The 16087-nt window shown below is 59.5% G+C and carries 14 protein-coding genes; 8 read left to right on the top strand and 6 right to left on the bottom strand.

Annotation, left to right across the window (positions count from 1 at the left end; translation table 11 throughout):
• Positions 1 to 215 precede the first annotated feature (215 nt).
• Together XMD517_RS05800 and secG are read right to left on the bottom strand one after the other, a co-directional pair.
• On the bottom strand, positions 216 to 1859 hold the full coding sequence (locus XMD517_RS05800) for a CTP synthase (RefSeq protein WP_055189457.1): 1644 nt from the start codon (positions 1857 to 1859) through the stop codon (positions 216 to 218).
• A 207-nt stretch (positions 1860 to 2066) separates the two neighbouring features.
• A complete protein-coding gene (gene secG / locus XMD517_RS05795; RefSeq protein WP_173486573.1) occupies positions 2067 to 2432 on the bottom strand; it encodes a preprotein translocase subunit SecG in 366 nt (121 codons plus the stop codon).
• A gap of 319 nt (positions 2433 to 2751) precedes the next feature.
• Between secG and XMD517_RS05790 the strand changes: the two genes are divergently transcribed.
• Both XMD517_RS05790 and XMD517_RS05785 read left to right on the top strand, forming a co-directional pair.
• On the top strand, positions 2752 to 4047 hold the full coding sequence (locus XMD517_RS05790; protein WP_173486572.1) for an adenylosuccinate synthase: 1296 nt from the start codon (positions 2752 to 2754) through the stop codon (positions 4045 to 4047).
• 76 nt (positions 4048 to 4123) lie between these two features.
• A complete protein-coding gene (locus tag XMD517_RS05785) occupies positions 4124 to 4408 on the top strand; it encodes a DUF2842 domain-containing protein (protein ID WP_055190454.1) in 285 nt (94 codons plus the stop codon).
• Positions 4409 to 4500: 92 nt separating this feature from the next.
• On the opposite strand, the gene XMD517_RS05780 is transcribed toward XMD517_RS05785, so the two are convergent.
• Positions 4501 to 7032, bottom strand: a complete 2532-nt coding sequence (locus XMD517_RS05780; protein ID WP_173487932.1) for a hypothetical protein — start codon at positions 7030 to 7032, stop codon at positions 4501 to 4503.
• Between the two features lie 140 nt (positions 7033 to 7172).
• Here XMD517_RS05780 and XMD517_RS05775 point away from each other — a divergent pair, with 140 nt between their 5' ends.
• Positions 7173 to 7844, top strand: coding sequence for a thiamine diphosphokinase (locus XMD517_RS05775; protein ID WP_173486570.1), 672 nt, complete (start codon positions 7173 to 7175; stop codon positions 7842 to 7844).
• A 9-nt stretch (positions 7845 to 7853) separates the two neighbouring features.
• On the opposite strand, the gene XMD517_RS05770 is transcribed toward XMD517_RS05775, so the two are convergent.
• The 3 genes from XMD517_RS05770 to XMD517_RS05760 form a co-directional block, all read right to left on the bottom strand.
• A complete protein-coding gene (locus tag XMD517_RS05770) occupies positions 7854 to 8777 on the bottom strand; it encodes a DMT family transporter (RefSeq protein WP_173486569.1) in 924 nt (307 codons plus the stop codon).
• 50 nt (positions 8778 to 8827) lie between these two features.
• Complete coding sequence (locus XMD517_RS05765) at positions 8828 to 10207, bottom strand: L-serine ammonia-lyase (protein ID WP_173486691.1); 1380 nt, start codon at positions 10205 to 10207, stop codon at positions 8828 to 8830.
• Between the two features lie 89 nt (positions 10208 to 10296).
• Positions 10297 to 10728 (bottom strand): YbaN family protein, encoded by a 432-nt coding sequence (locus tag XMD517_RS05760; RefSeq protein ID WP_254449712.1) that lies wholly within the window; start codon positions 10726 to 10728, stop codon positions 10297 to 10299.
• A gap of 163 nt (positions 10729 to 10891) precedes the next feature.
• Between XMD517_RS05760 and rpiA the strand changes: the two genes are divergently transcribed.
• The 5 genes from rpiA (at position 10892) to XMD517_RS05735 (ending at position 15817) form a co-directional block, all read left to right on the top strand.
• Positions 10892 to 11674, top strand: coding sequence for a ribose-5-phosphate isomerase RpiA (rpiA, locus tag XMD517_RS05755; RefSeq protein ID WP_173486568.1), 783 nt, complete (start codon positions 10892 to 10894; stop codon positions 11672 to 11674).
• A 232-nt stretch (positions 11675 to 11906) separates the two neighbouring features.
• Entirely contained in the window at positions 11907 to 13283 is a 1377-nt protein-coding gene (gene gor, locus XMD517_RS05750; protein WP_173486567.1) for a glutathione-disulfide reductase, read from the top strand.
• Between the two features lie 346 nt (positions 13284 to 13629).
• Positions 13630 to 14760 (top strand): FtsH protease activity modulator HflK, encoded by a 1131-nt coding sequence (hflK, locus tag XMD517_RS05745; protein WP_173486566.1) that lies wholly within the window; start codon positions 13630 to 13632, stop codon positions 14758 to 14760.
• Entirely contained in the window at positions 14760 to 15632 is an 873-nt protein-coding gene (gene hflC / locus XMD517_RS05740; protein WP_173486565.1) for a protease modulator HflC, read from the top strand. Before hflK ends, hflC begins: the two co-directional genes overlap by 1 nt.
• Entirely contained in the window at positions 15629 to 15817 is a 189-nt protein-coding gene (locus tag XMD517_RS05735; RefSeq protein WP_055189436.1) for a DUF2065 domain-containing protein, read from the top strand. Before hflC ends, XMD517_RS05735 begins: the two co-directional genes overlap by 4 nt.
• Positions 15818 to 16087: the final 270 nt, after the last annotated feature.

Raw genomic sequence — 16087 nt, 5'->3', positions numbered from 1 at the left:
TGTTGCGGCGAGCCTAAAGCGTTTCGATTTTAATCTAAAGTAGGGAAAACCGAAACGCGGCAAGAGACATCTAAGCTGTGGCGCTTCAGGATCTACATGTGCCCCCCAGTATTCCTCCAGAGCGTTTTCGTGAAGGAGGGGCGCGTCGATAACTGGGCAACAAAAAAGGCGCGCCGCAGCTGTGCGACGCGCCTTTGATGTCAGGGGGGACAGGATCAGACCAGACGTTCCACCTCTTTTGCCGCGCGGATGAAATCGGCGAACAAGGGGGCCGGGTCGAAGGGTTTCGATTTCAGTTCCGGGTGGAACTGCACACCGATAAACCAGGGATGATCTTTCCACTCAACGATTTCGGGCAGGCGGCCATCGGGTGACATGCCCGAAAATTGCAGCCCGCAGGCTTCAAGCTGATCCCGGTATTGCGCATCCACCTCGTAGCGATGGCGGTGGCGCTCTTCCAGTTCGGTTGCGCCGTAGATGCGCGCGACGTTTGATCCTTCGCTCAGCGTGGCGGAATAGGCCCCAAGACGCATGGTGCCGCCCTTGTCGTCGCCTAGTTTGCGCTTGACCTTGTAATTGCCCTGCACCCATTCCTTCAGGTGGTAGATGACGGGGGTGAAACGGGTTTGTCCCGCCTCGTGGTCAAATTCTTCCGATCCCGCATCAGCGATGCCGGCCACGTTGCGCGCGGCCTCGACCACGGCCATTTGCATGCCCAGGCAGATGCCCAGATAGGGGATCTTGCGTTCCCGGGCGAACTGCGCTGCCTTGATCTTGCCTTCGGTGCCGCGTTCGCCAAACCCGCCGGGCACGAGGATTGCGTGGAACCCTTCCAGATGCGGGGCAGGGTCGCCCTTGTCGAAAAGCTCGGCATCGACCCATTCCAGTTTTACCTTGGTGCGGTTGGCCATGCCGCCGTGGGTCAGCGCCTCTTTGATCGACTTATAGGCATCTTCGAGCTGGGTATATTTGCCCACAACGGCCACTTTCACCTCACCCTCGGCATTGTGAATGCGGTCTTCCACATCTTCCCAGCGGCGCAGGTCCGGTTTCGGGGCAGGCGCGATCTGGAAGGCGTCCAGAACGGCTTGATCGAGGCCAACCTTGTGATAGGCCATCGGCGCTTCGTAGATCGATTTCAGGTCATAGGCGGGGATCACGGCTTCCTGGCGCACGTTACAGAACAGGCCGATCTTGGCGCGTTCCTTGTCCGGGATCGGGTGTTCCGAGCGGCAGACCAGCACGTCAGGGGCGATACCGATCGAGCGCAGCTCTTTCACGCTGTGCTGGGTCGGTTTGGTTTTCAATTCCCCCGAGGCGGCCAGATAGGGCAGCAGGGTCAGGTGCATGAAGATACATTGCCCGCGCGGGCGTTCCTGGCTGAACTGACGGATGGCTTCAAAGAAGGGCAGGGCTTCGATATCGCCCACGGTGCCGCCGATTTCGCACAGCATGAAATCGACCTCATCATCGCCAATGGCAATGAAGTCTTTGATTTCATTGGTCACATGCGGGATCACCTGGATGGTTTTGCCCAGATAATCTCCGCGCCGCTCTTTCTCCAGCACATTGGTGTAGATCCGGCCGGATGAGACAGAATCGGTGTTGCGCGCGGCCACGCCGGTGAAGCGTTCGTAATGGCCCAGATCAAGATCGGTCTCGGCCCCATCGTCGGTCACAAACACCTCGCCATGTTCAAACGGGCTCATCGTGCCAGGGTCGACATTCAGGTAAGGGTCCAGTTTGCGCAGGCGAACCGAATAGCCACGGGCCTGCAACAGTGCCCCCAAAGCGGCCGAGGTCAGCCCTTTGCCAAGAGAGGAAACAACACCACCGGTGATGAAGATGTAACGTGCCATAAGCTTGGCTGCCCCCGTGAAAATGGGCCTCTGGCGCTTTGCTGAGGGGCCCGGTCAATTCTTTTGGAATACGCAAAAACCTGTCGATGACGGGCCCCTGCGAATCCGCGTTCCACGGGATTTAAGACTTACACGATTCCGGCCACCCGCGCAACCGAACCGCAAGATAAAGGGCGGAAAAACCGCCCTTTCACAATCTGTAGTGAATTACTCGGCGCGTGGCGGCGTCAGGCTTTCGTCGGTCGATACCGGCGGCAGCAGGCTTTCCACATCTGGAAGCGCCGGAGTTGCCGGGGCCTCTTCCGTTGCCGCCGGCAGGCCAAGCGCATCTGTGACCGAGCTGTCTGCTGCGTTTTTCGCAGCGATGACCGTCAGGGAGATCGAGGTGATCAGGAAGGCAATTGCCAGACCCCAGGTCACTTTTGCAAGGGCTGTTGCCGCTCCGCGGGCGGACATCAGGCCGCCCCCACCGCCACCGATCCCGAGACCACCGCCCTCAGAACGCTGAAGAAGCACAACACCGATCAGTGACAGTGCCAGAATCAGATGAATGACGAGGACGACATTTTCCATAAGGGGGTCCAATATTCGGTTACGACGGTCTTCGCGGGTATTTAGGCGAAAGGGCGCTGCAGCGCAACCCGCGTTTCGGGGCGTTCTGTTTTCGTAAGGAAAAAGCCCTGTTTTCGTCTGAATATGAAATTTTCTTGCAGGGCGGGCAGCTGGGGCGTTCGACGAAAACTAGAAAACTAGAAAACTAGAAAACTAGAAAACTAGTATTCTGGTATCGCGCCTTACTCCCGCCTTTTTGCATCTGCGGCGAATTAGGTGTTTCCCCAGCGCGCGCCAGCCGCTATGACGGGCCGGGTTTTCTTTGAGATAGGAACAGACCATGGCAAATGTTGTCGTCGTAGGCGCCCAGTGGGGTGACGAAGGTAAAGGCAAAATCGTTGACTGGCTCAGCGAACGCGCAGATGTGATCTGCCGGTTTCAGGGCGGGCACAATGCGGGCCACACTCTTGTGATCGACGGCAAGGTTTACAAGCTGCATGCGCTGCCCTCTGGTGTTGTGCGCGGGGGTAAGCTCAGCGTGATCGGCAACGGTGTTGTGCTGGATCCCTGGAACCTTCTGAAAGAAATTGAAACGGTAACGGCACAGGGCGTGGATATCTCGCCTGAGACGCTGATGATCGCGGAAAACACCCCGCTGATCCTGCCCTTCCACGGTGAATTGGATCGCGCCCGCGAAGAGGCCGCGTCCAAAGGCACCAAGATCGGCACCACCGGTCGTGGCATCGGTCCGTGTTATGAAGACAAGGTGGGGCGTCGTGCGATCCGTGTGGCCGACCTGGCCGATGACGCCACGCTAGAGGCCCGTGTGGACCGCGCCCTGCAGCACCATGATCCGCTGCGCAAAGGTCTGGGCGTTGAACCGATCGACCGGGACGCCCTGATCGCGCAACTCAAGGAAGTTGCACCGAAAATTCTGAAATTCGCAGCTCCCGTCTGGAAGGTGCTTAATGAAAAGCGCAAATCCGGCAAACGGATCCTGTTCGAAGGCGCACAAGGCGCGCTTCTGGACATCGACTTCGGCACCTATCCGTTCGTGACCTCGTCCAACGTGATTGCCGGTCAGGCCGCAACCGGTGTGGGCATTGGTCCCGGTTCGATTGACTATGTGCTGGGGATCGTAAAAGCCTATACCACTCGTGTGGGTGAAGGCCCGTTCCCGACCGAGCTGGATGATGCAGACGGACAGCGCCTGGGCGAGCGTGGCCACGAGTTTGGCACCACCACCGGTCGCAAGCGCCGTTGCGGCTGGTTTGATGCGGCCCTGGTGCGCCAGACCTGCGCCACCTCCGGTGTGTCCGGCATCTCGTTGACCAAGCTTGACGTTCTGGACGGGTTCGAAACGCTGAAGATCTGCGTGGGCTATGAGCTGGACGGCGAGCGTCTGGATTACCTGCCCACCGCCGCCGACCAACAGGCCCGCTGCACCCCGATCTATGAAGAGATGCCGGGTTGGAGCGAATCGACCGAAGGGGCGCGCAGCTGGAATGACCTGCCCGCCAACGCGATCAAATACGTTAAACGCGTGGAAGAGCTGATCGACTGCCCGGTGGCGCTGTTGTCGACCAGCCCGGAACGGGATGATACGATTCTGGTGACCGATCCGTTCGCGGATTGATCCGCCGGTCGAAGCCATGAATTGAAGGCGGGTGCGGGAAACCGTTGCCCGCCTTTTTCAAACGAAGGAAACGCCGATGGCCCTGAGTTACAAAACCCGCAAGCGCCTGTCCCTGCTCATCCTTGTGCTGGGTTTGCCCGCCTATATCATCATGGCGATCTGGGTTGTGTCGCTGTTCAATCGCCCGCCGATCTGGCTGGAGCTGATCATCTATGTTGGTCTTGGTTTCCTCTGGATGCTGCCGTTCAAGAAAGTGTTCCTTGGGGTGGGAAAGGCTGATCCGGACGAGGATCCTGCCAACTACCCACACGACCCGGCAGGGAAATATGCACTGAAAGACGAAGACAAACGGAACGGTTGATGGCGGAATGGTTGATGCCGGTATCGCTCTAAAAAGTCTCACCACAAAAAAGGCCCCCGCAGCGCAGGGGCCTTTTTCTGTTTGATGCCGGGTCACGCAGATTGGCGCCCGTCGGTCTCTCCGTCTGACCCGCTGCCGGGACGGAAGCGGGTGCTTTCGGTCAGGGCAAACTGGCCGCGTTTCAGGCGTTTGATCCGCCCTTCGCGCAGCAGTTTTCCAAAGGCGCGCAGACCTTCTTCACGCGAAAACTCCTCTTCGCCTACATAGCGGCGCACCATGCCCATCACGCGGGGACGGGTAAAGCTTTCATACCCGTTCAGCAGCACGGTGTGGCAGGCCGCAGCTTCCAGCAGCTCTCCCAGCTCATGGGCACCGGTTTGTTCGACATAGTCGATAAACCCGGCATCCAGCTGTTCGGTTGCCGTGTCTTCAGAGATTTCATCCTGTGCGAGGTCGGCCTGCGGGTTACGCAGAACGCGGCGCGGGCGCACGATGTCACTGGAGGCCGGAACCGCTGGGGCTTCCTCGATTGTTTCCATTTCGTCAACGCGTTGTTCTGACACCAGAACCAGGGGAGGCATCCGGCGCGACGACCCTCCGGAAATGCCGGGGCGACGCGGACGCACAACACGGGCAAGGTCATCGCGATAGGCGCCGACGCTGTCGTCACCATTTTTACCCGATGCATCCTCATGTGTGTCATCTGCGCGTTTGGCCTGAACAGCGGCCTTGAGATGTGCGATGGCAGACCGGCGGCGGCTTACCTCGGTGCTGGCCATATGCGTGTCGGCCTCAGCCAGCAGCCGGTCCAGCGCGTCTTCGCTGTCGCTGACGCCACCATCATCAAATGCGGTGAGCTTCGGCAGATCACGTGTTTCAGCGCGCTCTTCTGTGGCGACTTCGGCGGGGGCCTCCTCGATGGCGGGTGCGTCTTCAATCTGAGGGGCCTGATCAGAGATTTCGTCTGTCTGCGCGGCAACGGCCTCGGCTTCCGCCTCAGCCAGCTCTGCCATCAGCTCAGCCTCAGCCTCCGGGGTCAGCATTGCATTTTCATTGTCCTGCGATGCATCGTCCTTGGGGGGCGAAAGCTGTCCGCCTTTCACGTGGCGCACACGAATCACACGGGGTTTGCGCAGAGCGACCGGGCGAGGGGAGGTGTCCTCTTCCTGGGCAGCGTCCTCTTCGGCAGTCTCCTCGGCGTGCAGGTCATCGCGCTCCGTGGCCGCTTCTTCGGTCATGTCCAGATCGGTATCTTCCGGGGCGATGTCATCCTGTTCGGCAAGATCAGCGTCGGTTTCGGCACTCTCGGAGATTTCAGGCTCAGTGATTTCTGCGCTTGCCTCTTCCGCCTTGGGCTCGTTGTTCAGTCGCGACAGGATCCCGGAAATCGTATCCTCACCCTGTCCGCGGTCCTGATCGAGAGCTTCAGGCTCAGCAGTTTCTGCAACAGATGCGGAAGGTTGGTTGTCCTGATCGGCTGCCTCGTCGTCGAGGGTCACATTGCTGCGCCCATGTTTCGCGACCGTGGCAAGAACGGACGAAATGGACGAGGAGCCCTCTGCAATGTCGTTCTCGTCTTCCAGATCTTCGTCCTGCAGGCTTTCTTCCTGCGCGTCCTCACGGGACTGAGCGTCCTCTTCAAGCCCCTGCTCCTGCAGTTCAGAAACCGGTTGCGCGTCGTCCTCATCCTCGTCTTGCGCCAAATCCTGTGCGGCCAGTTCTGCGCGTGCAAGTTCACGCAGACGTTGGGCGCGCTGGGCGCGGCGAGAGCGACGCAGTTTGCGGATCTCTGCCGGAGACAGATTCTCTTCTTCTTCCGCGGTCAGAGCGTCAGGTTGGGTGTCTTCGTCATCCTCAGAATGCAGGTCCTGAGGGGGCTGGGCGTCCTCGTCCTCCGCATCCTGCGCAGCAATGTCCATTTCGACCTCGGCCTCGACGGCATCCGGAAGGTCTTCAATCTCGTCGGCATCAACAAAGAGATTGGAAACGTCAGTCCGATCCAGGTCCTGATCTTCGGCATATTGATCGGTGGCGACAAAGGCTGCGGCCCCTTCGGCGCGCTTTTCATCGACCACCGCGCGAATGCGGCTGAGCTTGTCAGCAATCGAGCCGGAAACAGGTGTGTTCAGCGGTGCGTCATCGGTCTGCGGGGCTTCTGCAACCGGAGCCTCTGCAATCAGAGCCTCCGGTTGGGCGATGTCCTCATCCTCAGTCACTGACGGGGTCGGCGCGTCCTGAGCAATGTCGGGCTGCGATGTGGGGGTGTGTTCGGAAGCGGAGCTTTCAGCGGCGGCGGTGGACGCGTCGGTCAACAGGTGACCCGCCTCCACGGCGGTTGCGCCAATGGCGGTTTGGGTGGTCACGTCGGCATCAGCCTGACGCAGGACGACACCGTCCTTTTCCACACGGGCTTCAACCCGTTTCTGAATCTCACGTTCAGCGATGCGATGCAGCATCTCTGCGTCCGGCGTGGGTGGTTCCGCGCCGAAGTAGCGATCGTCTGCCGCCAGATCACGGAAATACTCCGCAATTGACTTCATCGTGTTGAAAGGTTCGTCAAAACCCTCCAACGTGCACGAAAATGTGCCGTAAGATACAGTGAGAATCTTGCTATTGCTCACCATAAATAACTCGCTTTCTCCCCCGATCCAGCAGGAACCTGTTTACCATGCACTGGTTCGGGAAAATGAACAAAACCGGGAAAATCGCGGTATTTTTTCTGGGCAGGAATGTGTTTTTTTGCCGATTTGGAAACAATAACCGCATGAAAGGGGATATTTTGCAACAATTGGCGTCAATAACACTGCTTGGAGGGGGGCGGGTTAACCACTCGATTCTGCTTGAGAGCCTTGAATTTGCCCCCCGCCTCGTGGCGGTGGATGGGGCGGCCGGGACCGCTGCGTCGCTGGATCTGATGCCAGAGGCGGTGGTCGGGGATCTGGACAGTCTGACCCCCGAGGTTCGCGCCGCGTTCGACCCTGCCTGTGTTGTGGAAACCCCCGACCAGAACCGAACGGATTTCGACAAGGCGCTGCAATGGGCGGTTGAGCAGGGACAGGCGCCTTTGGTGCTGGGGGTTGGGTTCATGGGCGGACGGCTGGATCACGAACTTGCCTGTTACAACGCCTTGGTGCGCAGCACCGCGCCCTGTGTCTTGCTGGGGGAGGAGGATCTTTGTTTCCACCTTGCGGACAATATCAAGCTGGCGCTGCCATTGGGGACGCGTTTGTCACTTTTCCCGATGGCGGAAGTGACCGGGAACTGCACCGGATTGCGTTGGCCGGTCGACGGGCTGACCCTGTCTCCCTGGGGGCGGGTCGGGACCTCAAATGAGGTGGCCGAGGGCCACGTGACCCTGTCCTTTGATCGGCCAGGCATGCTGGTGATCCTGCCGCGCGCCCATCTTGGTGCGGTCATCAAGGCCCTGCGTGTGTAAGCCAGACTGTCAGGCTGGGCGCCGTGCCTGAGACTGTGCCTGCCGCCGCGCCTGCCTGTGCTCGCGCGCAATCACGTAAAGCCCGGCTGCCACGGTAATGGCGATCCCCAGCGCGGCAAGCCCGTTGGGCAGGTCGTGAAAGGCAAGCCAGCCAATCAGCGTGGCGAAGGGAATTTCCAGATATTGCATCGGTGCCAGCGTGGCAGAAGGGGCATATTTCAGGCTGGCGGTCATCAAAATTGCCGACGCGGTTCCGATCACGCCGAACACCACCAGATCCGGCACAAGATGCAGCGGCGGCAGGGCGCCTGTCCCGGCAATGCCCCAGAGCGGCAGTAAAATGACAGCACCGAGAGATCCATTGGCCACCTGGATCGCCAGCGGATCCATCGCGCGTGACATTTTGCGCGTGATCATCGCAAAGATAGCAAAGCCAAGCGCGACCCCCAGCGGCATGAGCGCCACCAGCCCCACCGCCACAAAATTGGGCTGGATCACCAGAAGCGTGCCGATGAAACCAACCAGGGCGGCGCCAATCCGGTGTGGCCCAACCTGTTCGCCCAGCACCAGCGCCCCAAGGGCCAGCATGATGAACGGAGCCACAAAGGCAATCGCCACCGCATCCGCCAGTGGCAGAAACCGCAGCGACTGATACATCAACCCCATCGAGATCAGCAAAACCAGTGCGCGCGCCAGCATCCAGATCCGGGTGCCCTTGGGCGGCAGGCATGGGATATTGCGCGCCTTCAGCCAAGGGTAAAGCAAAAGGGGAAACAGAAATCGCAGGGTGATCAGGGCCAAAAGCGCCACCTCTCCTCCCAACGCCTTGGCCTGGGCATCTGACAACGGCACCAACATGCAAAATCCCAACATCAACAGGATGCCAAGGAAGGGGCGGTCATGAGTGGTGGGGGAGGTGACGGAACCGGACATGAGGCGACCCTACGCCGCCCCGGTCAGAAGTCAATTCACCCTATGACGGATCAGCAGTTTGGCACATTCACGGCAAGCCCGCCCAGAGAGGTCTCTTTATACTTCTCCATCATGTCCTGCCCGGTTTCGAACATGGTTTTCACACAGGCATCCAGCGGCACAAGATGGGTGCCATCCCCGCGCAGCGAAAGCGACGCCGCCGAGACCGCCTTGATCGCCCCCACGCCATTGCGTTCGATACACGGCACCTGAACCAGCCCCTTGATCGGGTCGCAGGTCAGGCCGAGGTGGTGTTCCAGCGCGATCTCAGCGGCGTTTTCCACCTGCATCGGCGTGCCGCCCATCACGGCGCACAGCCCGGCCGCCGCCATGGCACTGGCCGATCCGACCTCCGCCTGACAGCCTGCCTCGGCCCCTGAAATCGAGGCATTGTGCTTGACGATCCCGCCAATCGCCGACGCGGTCAAAAGGAACTCACCGATCTTGTCGCGGCTTGCCCCCGGCACATGGTTGAGCCAGTACATGATGGTTGCAGGCAATACCCCCGCCGCCCCGTTGGTCGGGGCGGTGACCACCTGTCCACCTGCGGCGTTTTCTTCGTTCACCGCCATCGCATAGACGCTCATCCAGTCATTGATCGTATGAGGGGCGGTCAGGTTCAGCCCCTTCTCCGCCTGCAACGCTTCGTAAATGCCGCGCGCGCGTCGTTTCACCGACAGGCCACCGGGCAGGATGCCCTCGCGATCCAGCCCGCGGGTGATGCAATCCTCCATCACCTGCCACAGGCGCGTGATGCCCGCATCCAGCGAGGCCGGCCCCATATGTTCCAGCTCATTGGCGCGTTTCATCTCGGCAATCGACTTGCCGGACGTGGCTGCCATCTCAAGCATTTGTGCTGCGGTTTCAAAGGGGTAAGGATGGGTTTTTGCATCTTCCTTGTCGCGAACCGGCTCTTCGGCCTGTTCGGCCTCGGTCACCACGAACCCCCCACCGATCGAGTAATAGGTCTCGCGAACCACAACATCACCCTGCGCATCCGTGGCCATCAGCACCATGCCATTGGCGTGGCCGGGCAGCGGGTGGTCATAGTCAAAGATCAGGTCCGCGGCAGGATCGAATTTCAGCGCCCCCAACCCCTCCGGGTTGACCGTCTTGCTGGCGTTGATGGCATCCAGGCAGGCCTCTGCCGCCGCATGTTCATAGCTGTCGGGCAGAAACCCAGCGAGGCCCAGAATGGTTGCCCGGTCCGTGGCATGACCCACGCCGGTAAAGGCCAAAGACCCGTGTAGGGACGCCCGCAACCCAGCCACCTGAAACGGCTGCTCACGCAGCAGATCCAGAAACCGACCGCCGGCCACCATCGGTCCCATCGTGTGGGACGAACTGGGGCCAACCCCAACCTTGAACATGTCAAAGACAGACAGGAACATGAGACCCTCGCGCATTTGGTCAACAAGCAATAGACCCCAGCATGGCAAATTTTAGAACATATGACGGGCGGAAAGCGACATATTCGTGCTTAGTCAGGACGTGTGAGCACAAAAGCTGCGCCCGCCGCGATCAAAATCCCCTGCAGGGTCAGAACCCAAAGCGGCAATCCCTTCCACACCGAAAACGCAATCACCAATGCCATCATGCTGGTTGCCAGAAGTTTCGCGCGCCGGGAAATCGCGCCTCGTTCTTCCCAATCCCGAATGGTCGGACCAAAATGGGCGTGCTCAATCAGCCATTTGCGCGCCCGGGGGCTGGATTTCCCAAAGGCAAACGCGGCCACCAGCAGAAAGGGGGTGGTCGGCACCACCGGCAGCACGATACCCAACAGGCCAAGGCCCACGGCGCCCCAGCCCAACGCGATAAAGAAAAACCTGCCCATGCCGTTTGCCGCACTCCAGAACGACCGTATCCGCCCCCATGCTGGTGCAATCTTTTCAGAATGTCCAGCGATCAGCATGGGCGCGCTAAGCCTCTCTTTTCCTTGCTGAAAATATCCCGGGGTGAGGCTCGAAGAGCCGAGGGGCAGCGCCCCTTTCGCAGCGGTCGGATCAGACCCTCTCGCCATGGGGCGACAACTGATTTATAACCGCCAAAACAGTGTCTTAAGAGGAGGGGGCGCCATGTCCGGCGAATTGTCACCCATCGATACCGCCAAGTTCGTCGCCGCCAAACGTGCAGTGGAATTTGTCGAGGACGGGATGCGCGTAGGCCTTGGAACGGGGTCAACCGCCGCCTGGATGGTGCGCTGCCTTGGCGAGCTTGTGCGCGAAGAAGGTTTGCGCGTCACCGGTGTTCCCACCTCGGTGCGCACCGCAGAGCTTGCACGGGCGCAGGGCATTCCGGTGGCCGGCCTGGATGAGGTCAAATGGCTGGACCTGACCATTGACGGCACCGATGAATTTGACGCGGACCTTTGCCTGATCAAAGGGGGCGGCGGGGCGCATCTGCTTGAAAAGATTGTTGCAACCGCGTCAGACCGCATGGTGGTGATTGCCGACCCGTCAAAATCGGTTGAGCAACTTGGCGCCTTTCCCCTGCCTTTGGAAGTGGTTCCGTTCGGCTGGCAGACGTCGAAAAACCTGGTCGAAGAAATGCTGATCTCCATGGATGTGCTGGGCCAGACCACCACGCTGCGCATGAACGGGGACCAGCCCTTTCTTTCGGATGAGGGCAATTACATTCTTGACCTGCATCTGAAACGCATCGGTGATCCGCGCAAATTGTCGATGGTGCTGAACCAGATCCCCGGCGTGGTGGAGAACGGCCTGTTCATCGACATCTGTGACGTGGTTGTCGTGGGGCATGGCGATGGCCGGGTTGAGGTGATCGACATCAATGAAGGCACGTTTGAGGAAGACCGGATCGAGTTTGTCGAAACCGACAATATCTTTAAAGATTTGTGACCCTCCCGAGGGGAAAGTTTAAACTTTCGAACATCAAAAACGCCGAAGTTTAAACTTTTCCAGCCTGCGGTGGCTCTCTTTATGTCCCGTTATGTCCCGCCCGCCGGACTGTCGGACCCGCGCGCTGATCGCGGCTTTGTGACCGCTTGTTGAAAAATCGCACGTTCCCACTCTGGAAACCTTTCCCCCTTGCCCCTAGGTTCTCGTCAACTTGATTTCGGAAGGGACGACCATGAACACCACTGCGAGCGAATTTGACTATGACCTGTTTGTCATCGGTGGCGGGTCCGGCGGCGTGCGCGCGGGCCGGGTGGCGGCAGAGGGCGGGGCGAAAGTGGCGCTGGCAGAAGAGTTCCGCATGGGCGGCACCTGCGTCATCCGCGGCTGCGTGCCGAAAAAGCTGATGGTGTTTGCGTCCCACTATGGCCCGGCGGCAGATGAGGCTGCGAAATATGGCTGGCGCGGCAATGCGGCAGGTGTGTTCGACTGGGGGCAGTTTCAGCCGATGCTGCATGCGGAACTGGATCGGCTTGAGGGGATCTATCAGCGCAACCTGGGCAATTCCGGCGCGGATATTTTCAATGCACGCGCGGTGGTGAAGGATGCCCATACGGTGGCGCTGTCCACGGGGGAAACCTTCACCGCAAAGCATATCCTGGTGGCCACGGGCGGGCGCCCCTTCCTGCCTGATACGCCCGGCGCGCAGGATCTTGGCATTACCTCAAACGAGGTCTTCAACCTCGACACCTTCCCCAAGCGCATCCTGATTGTTGGCGGGGGTTATATCGCTACGGAATTTGCGTGTATTTTCAACGGTCTCGGTGCGCATGTGGCGCAATGGTATCGGGGGGCACAGATCCTGCGTGGCTTTGATGACGAGGTGCGCGGATTTCTGGCGGAGCATATCTCTGCGCGCGGGGTGGACCTGCATGTGGGGCTGGAAGTGGAACGGATGGAGCGCCGTGACGGGGCCATCTGGGTCAAGGGCACCGATGGGCGTGAAGAAATGTTCGATCAGGTGATGTTCGCAACCGGCCGTGTGCCCAATACCGACGGGCTGGGCCTGGCCGAGGCCGGGGTTGAGCTGGGTCGTGGCGGGGAAGTGGTTGTTGATCAATACAGCCAGACCTCGGTCCCGTCGATCTATGCCGTGGGGGATGTGACCAACCGGATCACCCTGACGCCGGTGGCCATCCGCGAGGCGATGGCTTTTGTGGAAACCGTGTTCAACGGCAACCCGACCAGCCCGGATCACGAGAATGTCGCCTCTGCCGTGTTTACCCAGCCGGAATATGGCACGGTGGGCATGAGCGAGGAAGAGGCCCGTGCCGCCGAAAAAATCGACGTCTACACAGCTGCGTTCCGCCCGATGCAGTCCAGCTTTATCGGCTCCGACGAACGTGTTCTGTTCAAACTGGTGGTGAGCCAGGCAAGCCAGAAAGTGCTGGGGGTTCATATCGTTGGACCGGGCGCGGGTGAGATGATCCAGCTGGCAGCGGTGGCGGTGAAAATGGGGGCCACCAAAGCAGATTTTGATCGCACCGTGGCGGTGCACCCGACCATGTCGGAAGAGATTGTGTTGATGAAAACACCCACACGGCGCGACTGAGTTACACCGTTGAAAGCAGAAGAGGACGCGCGCTTTTTGGGGCGCGCGTTTCATTTACAGCGTTTCGACTTTTTCCTGCCTCAGGTGAACGTCGAAACGCTTTAGGGCTTGTGCTCCGGGACAGGAGCACCGTTTTCACAGAAAACTAGAAAACTAGAAAACTAGAAAACTAGAAAACTAGAAAACTAGAAAACTAGAAAACTAGAAAACTAGTTTTCTGGTTTTTCTGCAAATCCTCCCCGAAGGCCTGAAAATCCCACGCATGAGAGGGGCTTTCCCTTGAAAAATCACTCCCGAAAGGCCAGTTATTGCTCTGATGCTTTGACCAGATAAGGACAATAACCACATGGCCAGCGATAATGGCGGCCCCTGGGGCGGCGGTGGAAACCGCGGCGGTTCGGGTGGCGACAAACAGGGCGGCAATCGGGGGGGCAATCGTCCCCAGCGCCCCGGGGACCAACCGATCCCCGAAATCGACGAGTTGATGAAGAAGGGGCAAGAGCAGCTGCGTGTTCTGATGGGCGGCCGTTCTGATGGACGCCGTGGTGGTTCGGGATCTGGCACAGGTGGGCCGGGGATCGGTCGCGGCACGCTGATGCTGGGGGCTTTGGCCGCTGCCGGTGTCTGGGTGTTTGCCAGCTTCTATCGCGTTGATACCTCGGAACAATCGGTCGAACAGCTGTTTGGGGCTCGTTACGGGGTGGGTCAGGAAGGTCTGAACTTTGCCCCCTGGCCGGTGGTAACCAAGGAAATCTATCCGGTGACCCGTGAAAACATCATCAATATTGGCGAGGGCAATTCCGGCCTGATGCTGACCGGGGATGAAAATATCGTCGATATTGATTTCCAGGTGGTCTGGAACATTTCGGATATCGAGGCGTTCGTCTACAACCTCGCAGCCCCCGAAGACACCATTCGCGCCGTGTCGGAATCGGCCATGCGCGAGATCATCGCCCGCTCCCAGCTGGCGCCGATCCTGACCTCGGACCGTGGGGTCATTCAGCAGGAACTGCAGGATCTGATCCAGCAGACCCTGGATGGCTATGAGGCCGGGGTGAACATCGTGCGCGTGAACTTTGACCGTGCTGACCCGCCGCGCGAAGTGATCGACAGCTTCCGTGAAGTTCAGGCCGCTGAGCAAACCCGTGACACGTTGCAAAAACAGGCTGACGCCTATGCCAACCGTGTGGTGGCTGCCGCCCGTGGTGAGGCCGCGCAGCTTTTGGAAGAGGCCGAAGGGTATCGCGCCAAGGTCGTGAACGAGGCCGAAGGGGAAGCCGCCCGTTTCATCGCCGTGTATGAGGAATATGCCAAGGCACAGGATGTGACGCGCAAACGCCTTTACCTCGAAACCCTCGAAAAGGTCATGGCGTCGGTGAATAAGGTGATCATTGATGGCCCGGTTGGCGGGGAAGGGGGCGTTGTGCCCTATCTGCCGCTCAATGAGCTGAACAAATCCAGCGGAGGGTCGAACTGATGCGCAAGACACAAATGTTGATTGGTGTTGCTGTCGTCGCTGTCGTGGCCGTGCTGCAGGCCGTCTATATCGTGGATGAACGCGAAACCGCTCTGAAACTGCGCTTTGGTGAAGTGAAGGAAGAGGTGCGTGATCCCGGCCTTTATTTCAAAGTGCCGCTGATCGACGAAATCGTGAAATATGATGACCGGATCCTGCCGCTTGATACCCGCAAGCTTGAGGTGACGCCGGCTGATGGGCGCCGTCTGGAAGTGGACGCCTTTGCCCGCTGGCGCATTACGGACGCCAAGGAGTTTCGCCGTTCCGTTGGAGCCGGTGGGATTGCTGGTGCGGCCTCCCGTCTGGAACGCATTCTGAACGCCGAACTGCGTGCCGTTCTGGGTAAGGTCAATTCGGGGGTGGTTCTGTCGGCTGACCGGATCCTCCTGATGAACCAGATCCGCGACCGGGCCAGAAGCCAGGCGCAGGATCTTGGTATCGAAGTGATCGACGTGCGGATCAAAAGCGCCGACCTGCCAAAGCAGAACCTTGAGGCAACGTTTGAACGGATGCGGGCCGAACGTCAGCGTCTTGCCGCGGACGAAATTGCCCGTGGTAACGAGGCCGCCCAACGTCTGCGCGCAACGGCAGATCGGACCGTGGTGGAGACCACCTCAGAGGCGCGCAAAAATGCCGAGATCATTCGCGGTGAGGCGGATGCCCGACGCAATGCCATTCTGGCAGAAGCCCTTGGGCGCGATGAGGAATTCTATGCGTTCCTGCGCTCGCTTCAGGCCTATGAAGCCTCGCTGAGCGGTGAAAACTCCTCGCTTGTCATTTCGCCGGATAGCGAATTTTTCGACTATCTGAAATCGGATGAGGGCCGGAAGTGAGCTTTGTGCTCTTAGGCTTCGGGCTTGTGCTCGTGATTGAGGGGCTGGTGTTCGCACTGGCCCCTTCGCGTCTTGATGAGTTGGTCCAGGCAATCAATGCATTGACCCGTGACCAGCGCCGGGCCATCGGGCTGGGTGCGGTTGGTCTCGGGGCGGTGATGGTGTGGTTGTCTCAGGGGGGATGAGTTTGGGGCGGGATCCTTAGCAAACCACGTCCCTGTGCACCGGTTGTGCGGCGCTGTGTCTGCGGTTGTCTTCCTTAATGCCGCGATGAGCTCATGACACCGCCACAGTTTCAGGCAGGCTCTTCACCTACGGAACATCGGAACAAGAGAGGCGGCCACAGCCTGCGGTCAGCCGCATGTCCCGTTTCAGCGCCATCTCAAAAGCAGTAACTCGTATTAGTCGTCCGGTTGGTCGTCCGGCAATTTGGGCGCAGGGGATGATGCCGTCGG

Origin of the sequence: Aliiroseovarius sp. xm-d-517 (genome assembly GCF_013283135.1) — a bacterium.
GTDB lineage: Bacteria > Pseudomonadota > Alphaproteobacteria > Rhodobacterales > Rhodobacteraceae > Aliiroseovarius > Aliiroseovarius crassostreae.
The sequence above is the reverse complement of the archived record's forward strand: the minus strand, read 5'-3'. Positions and strand labels throughout refer to the sequence as shown.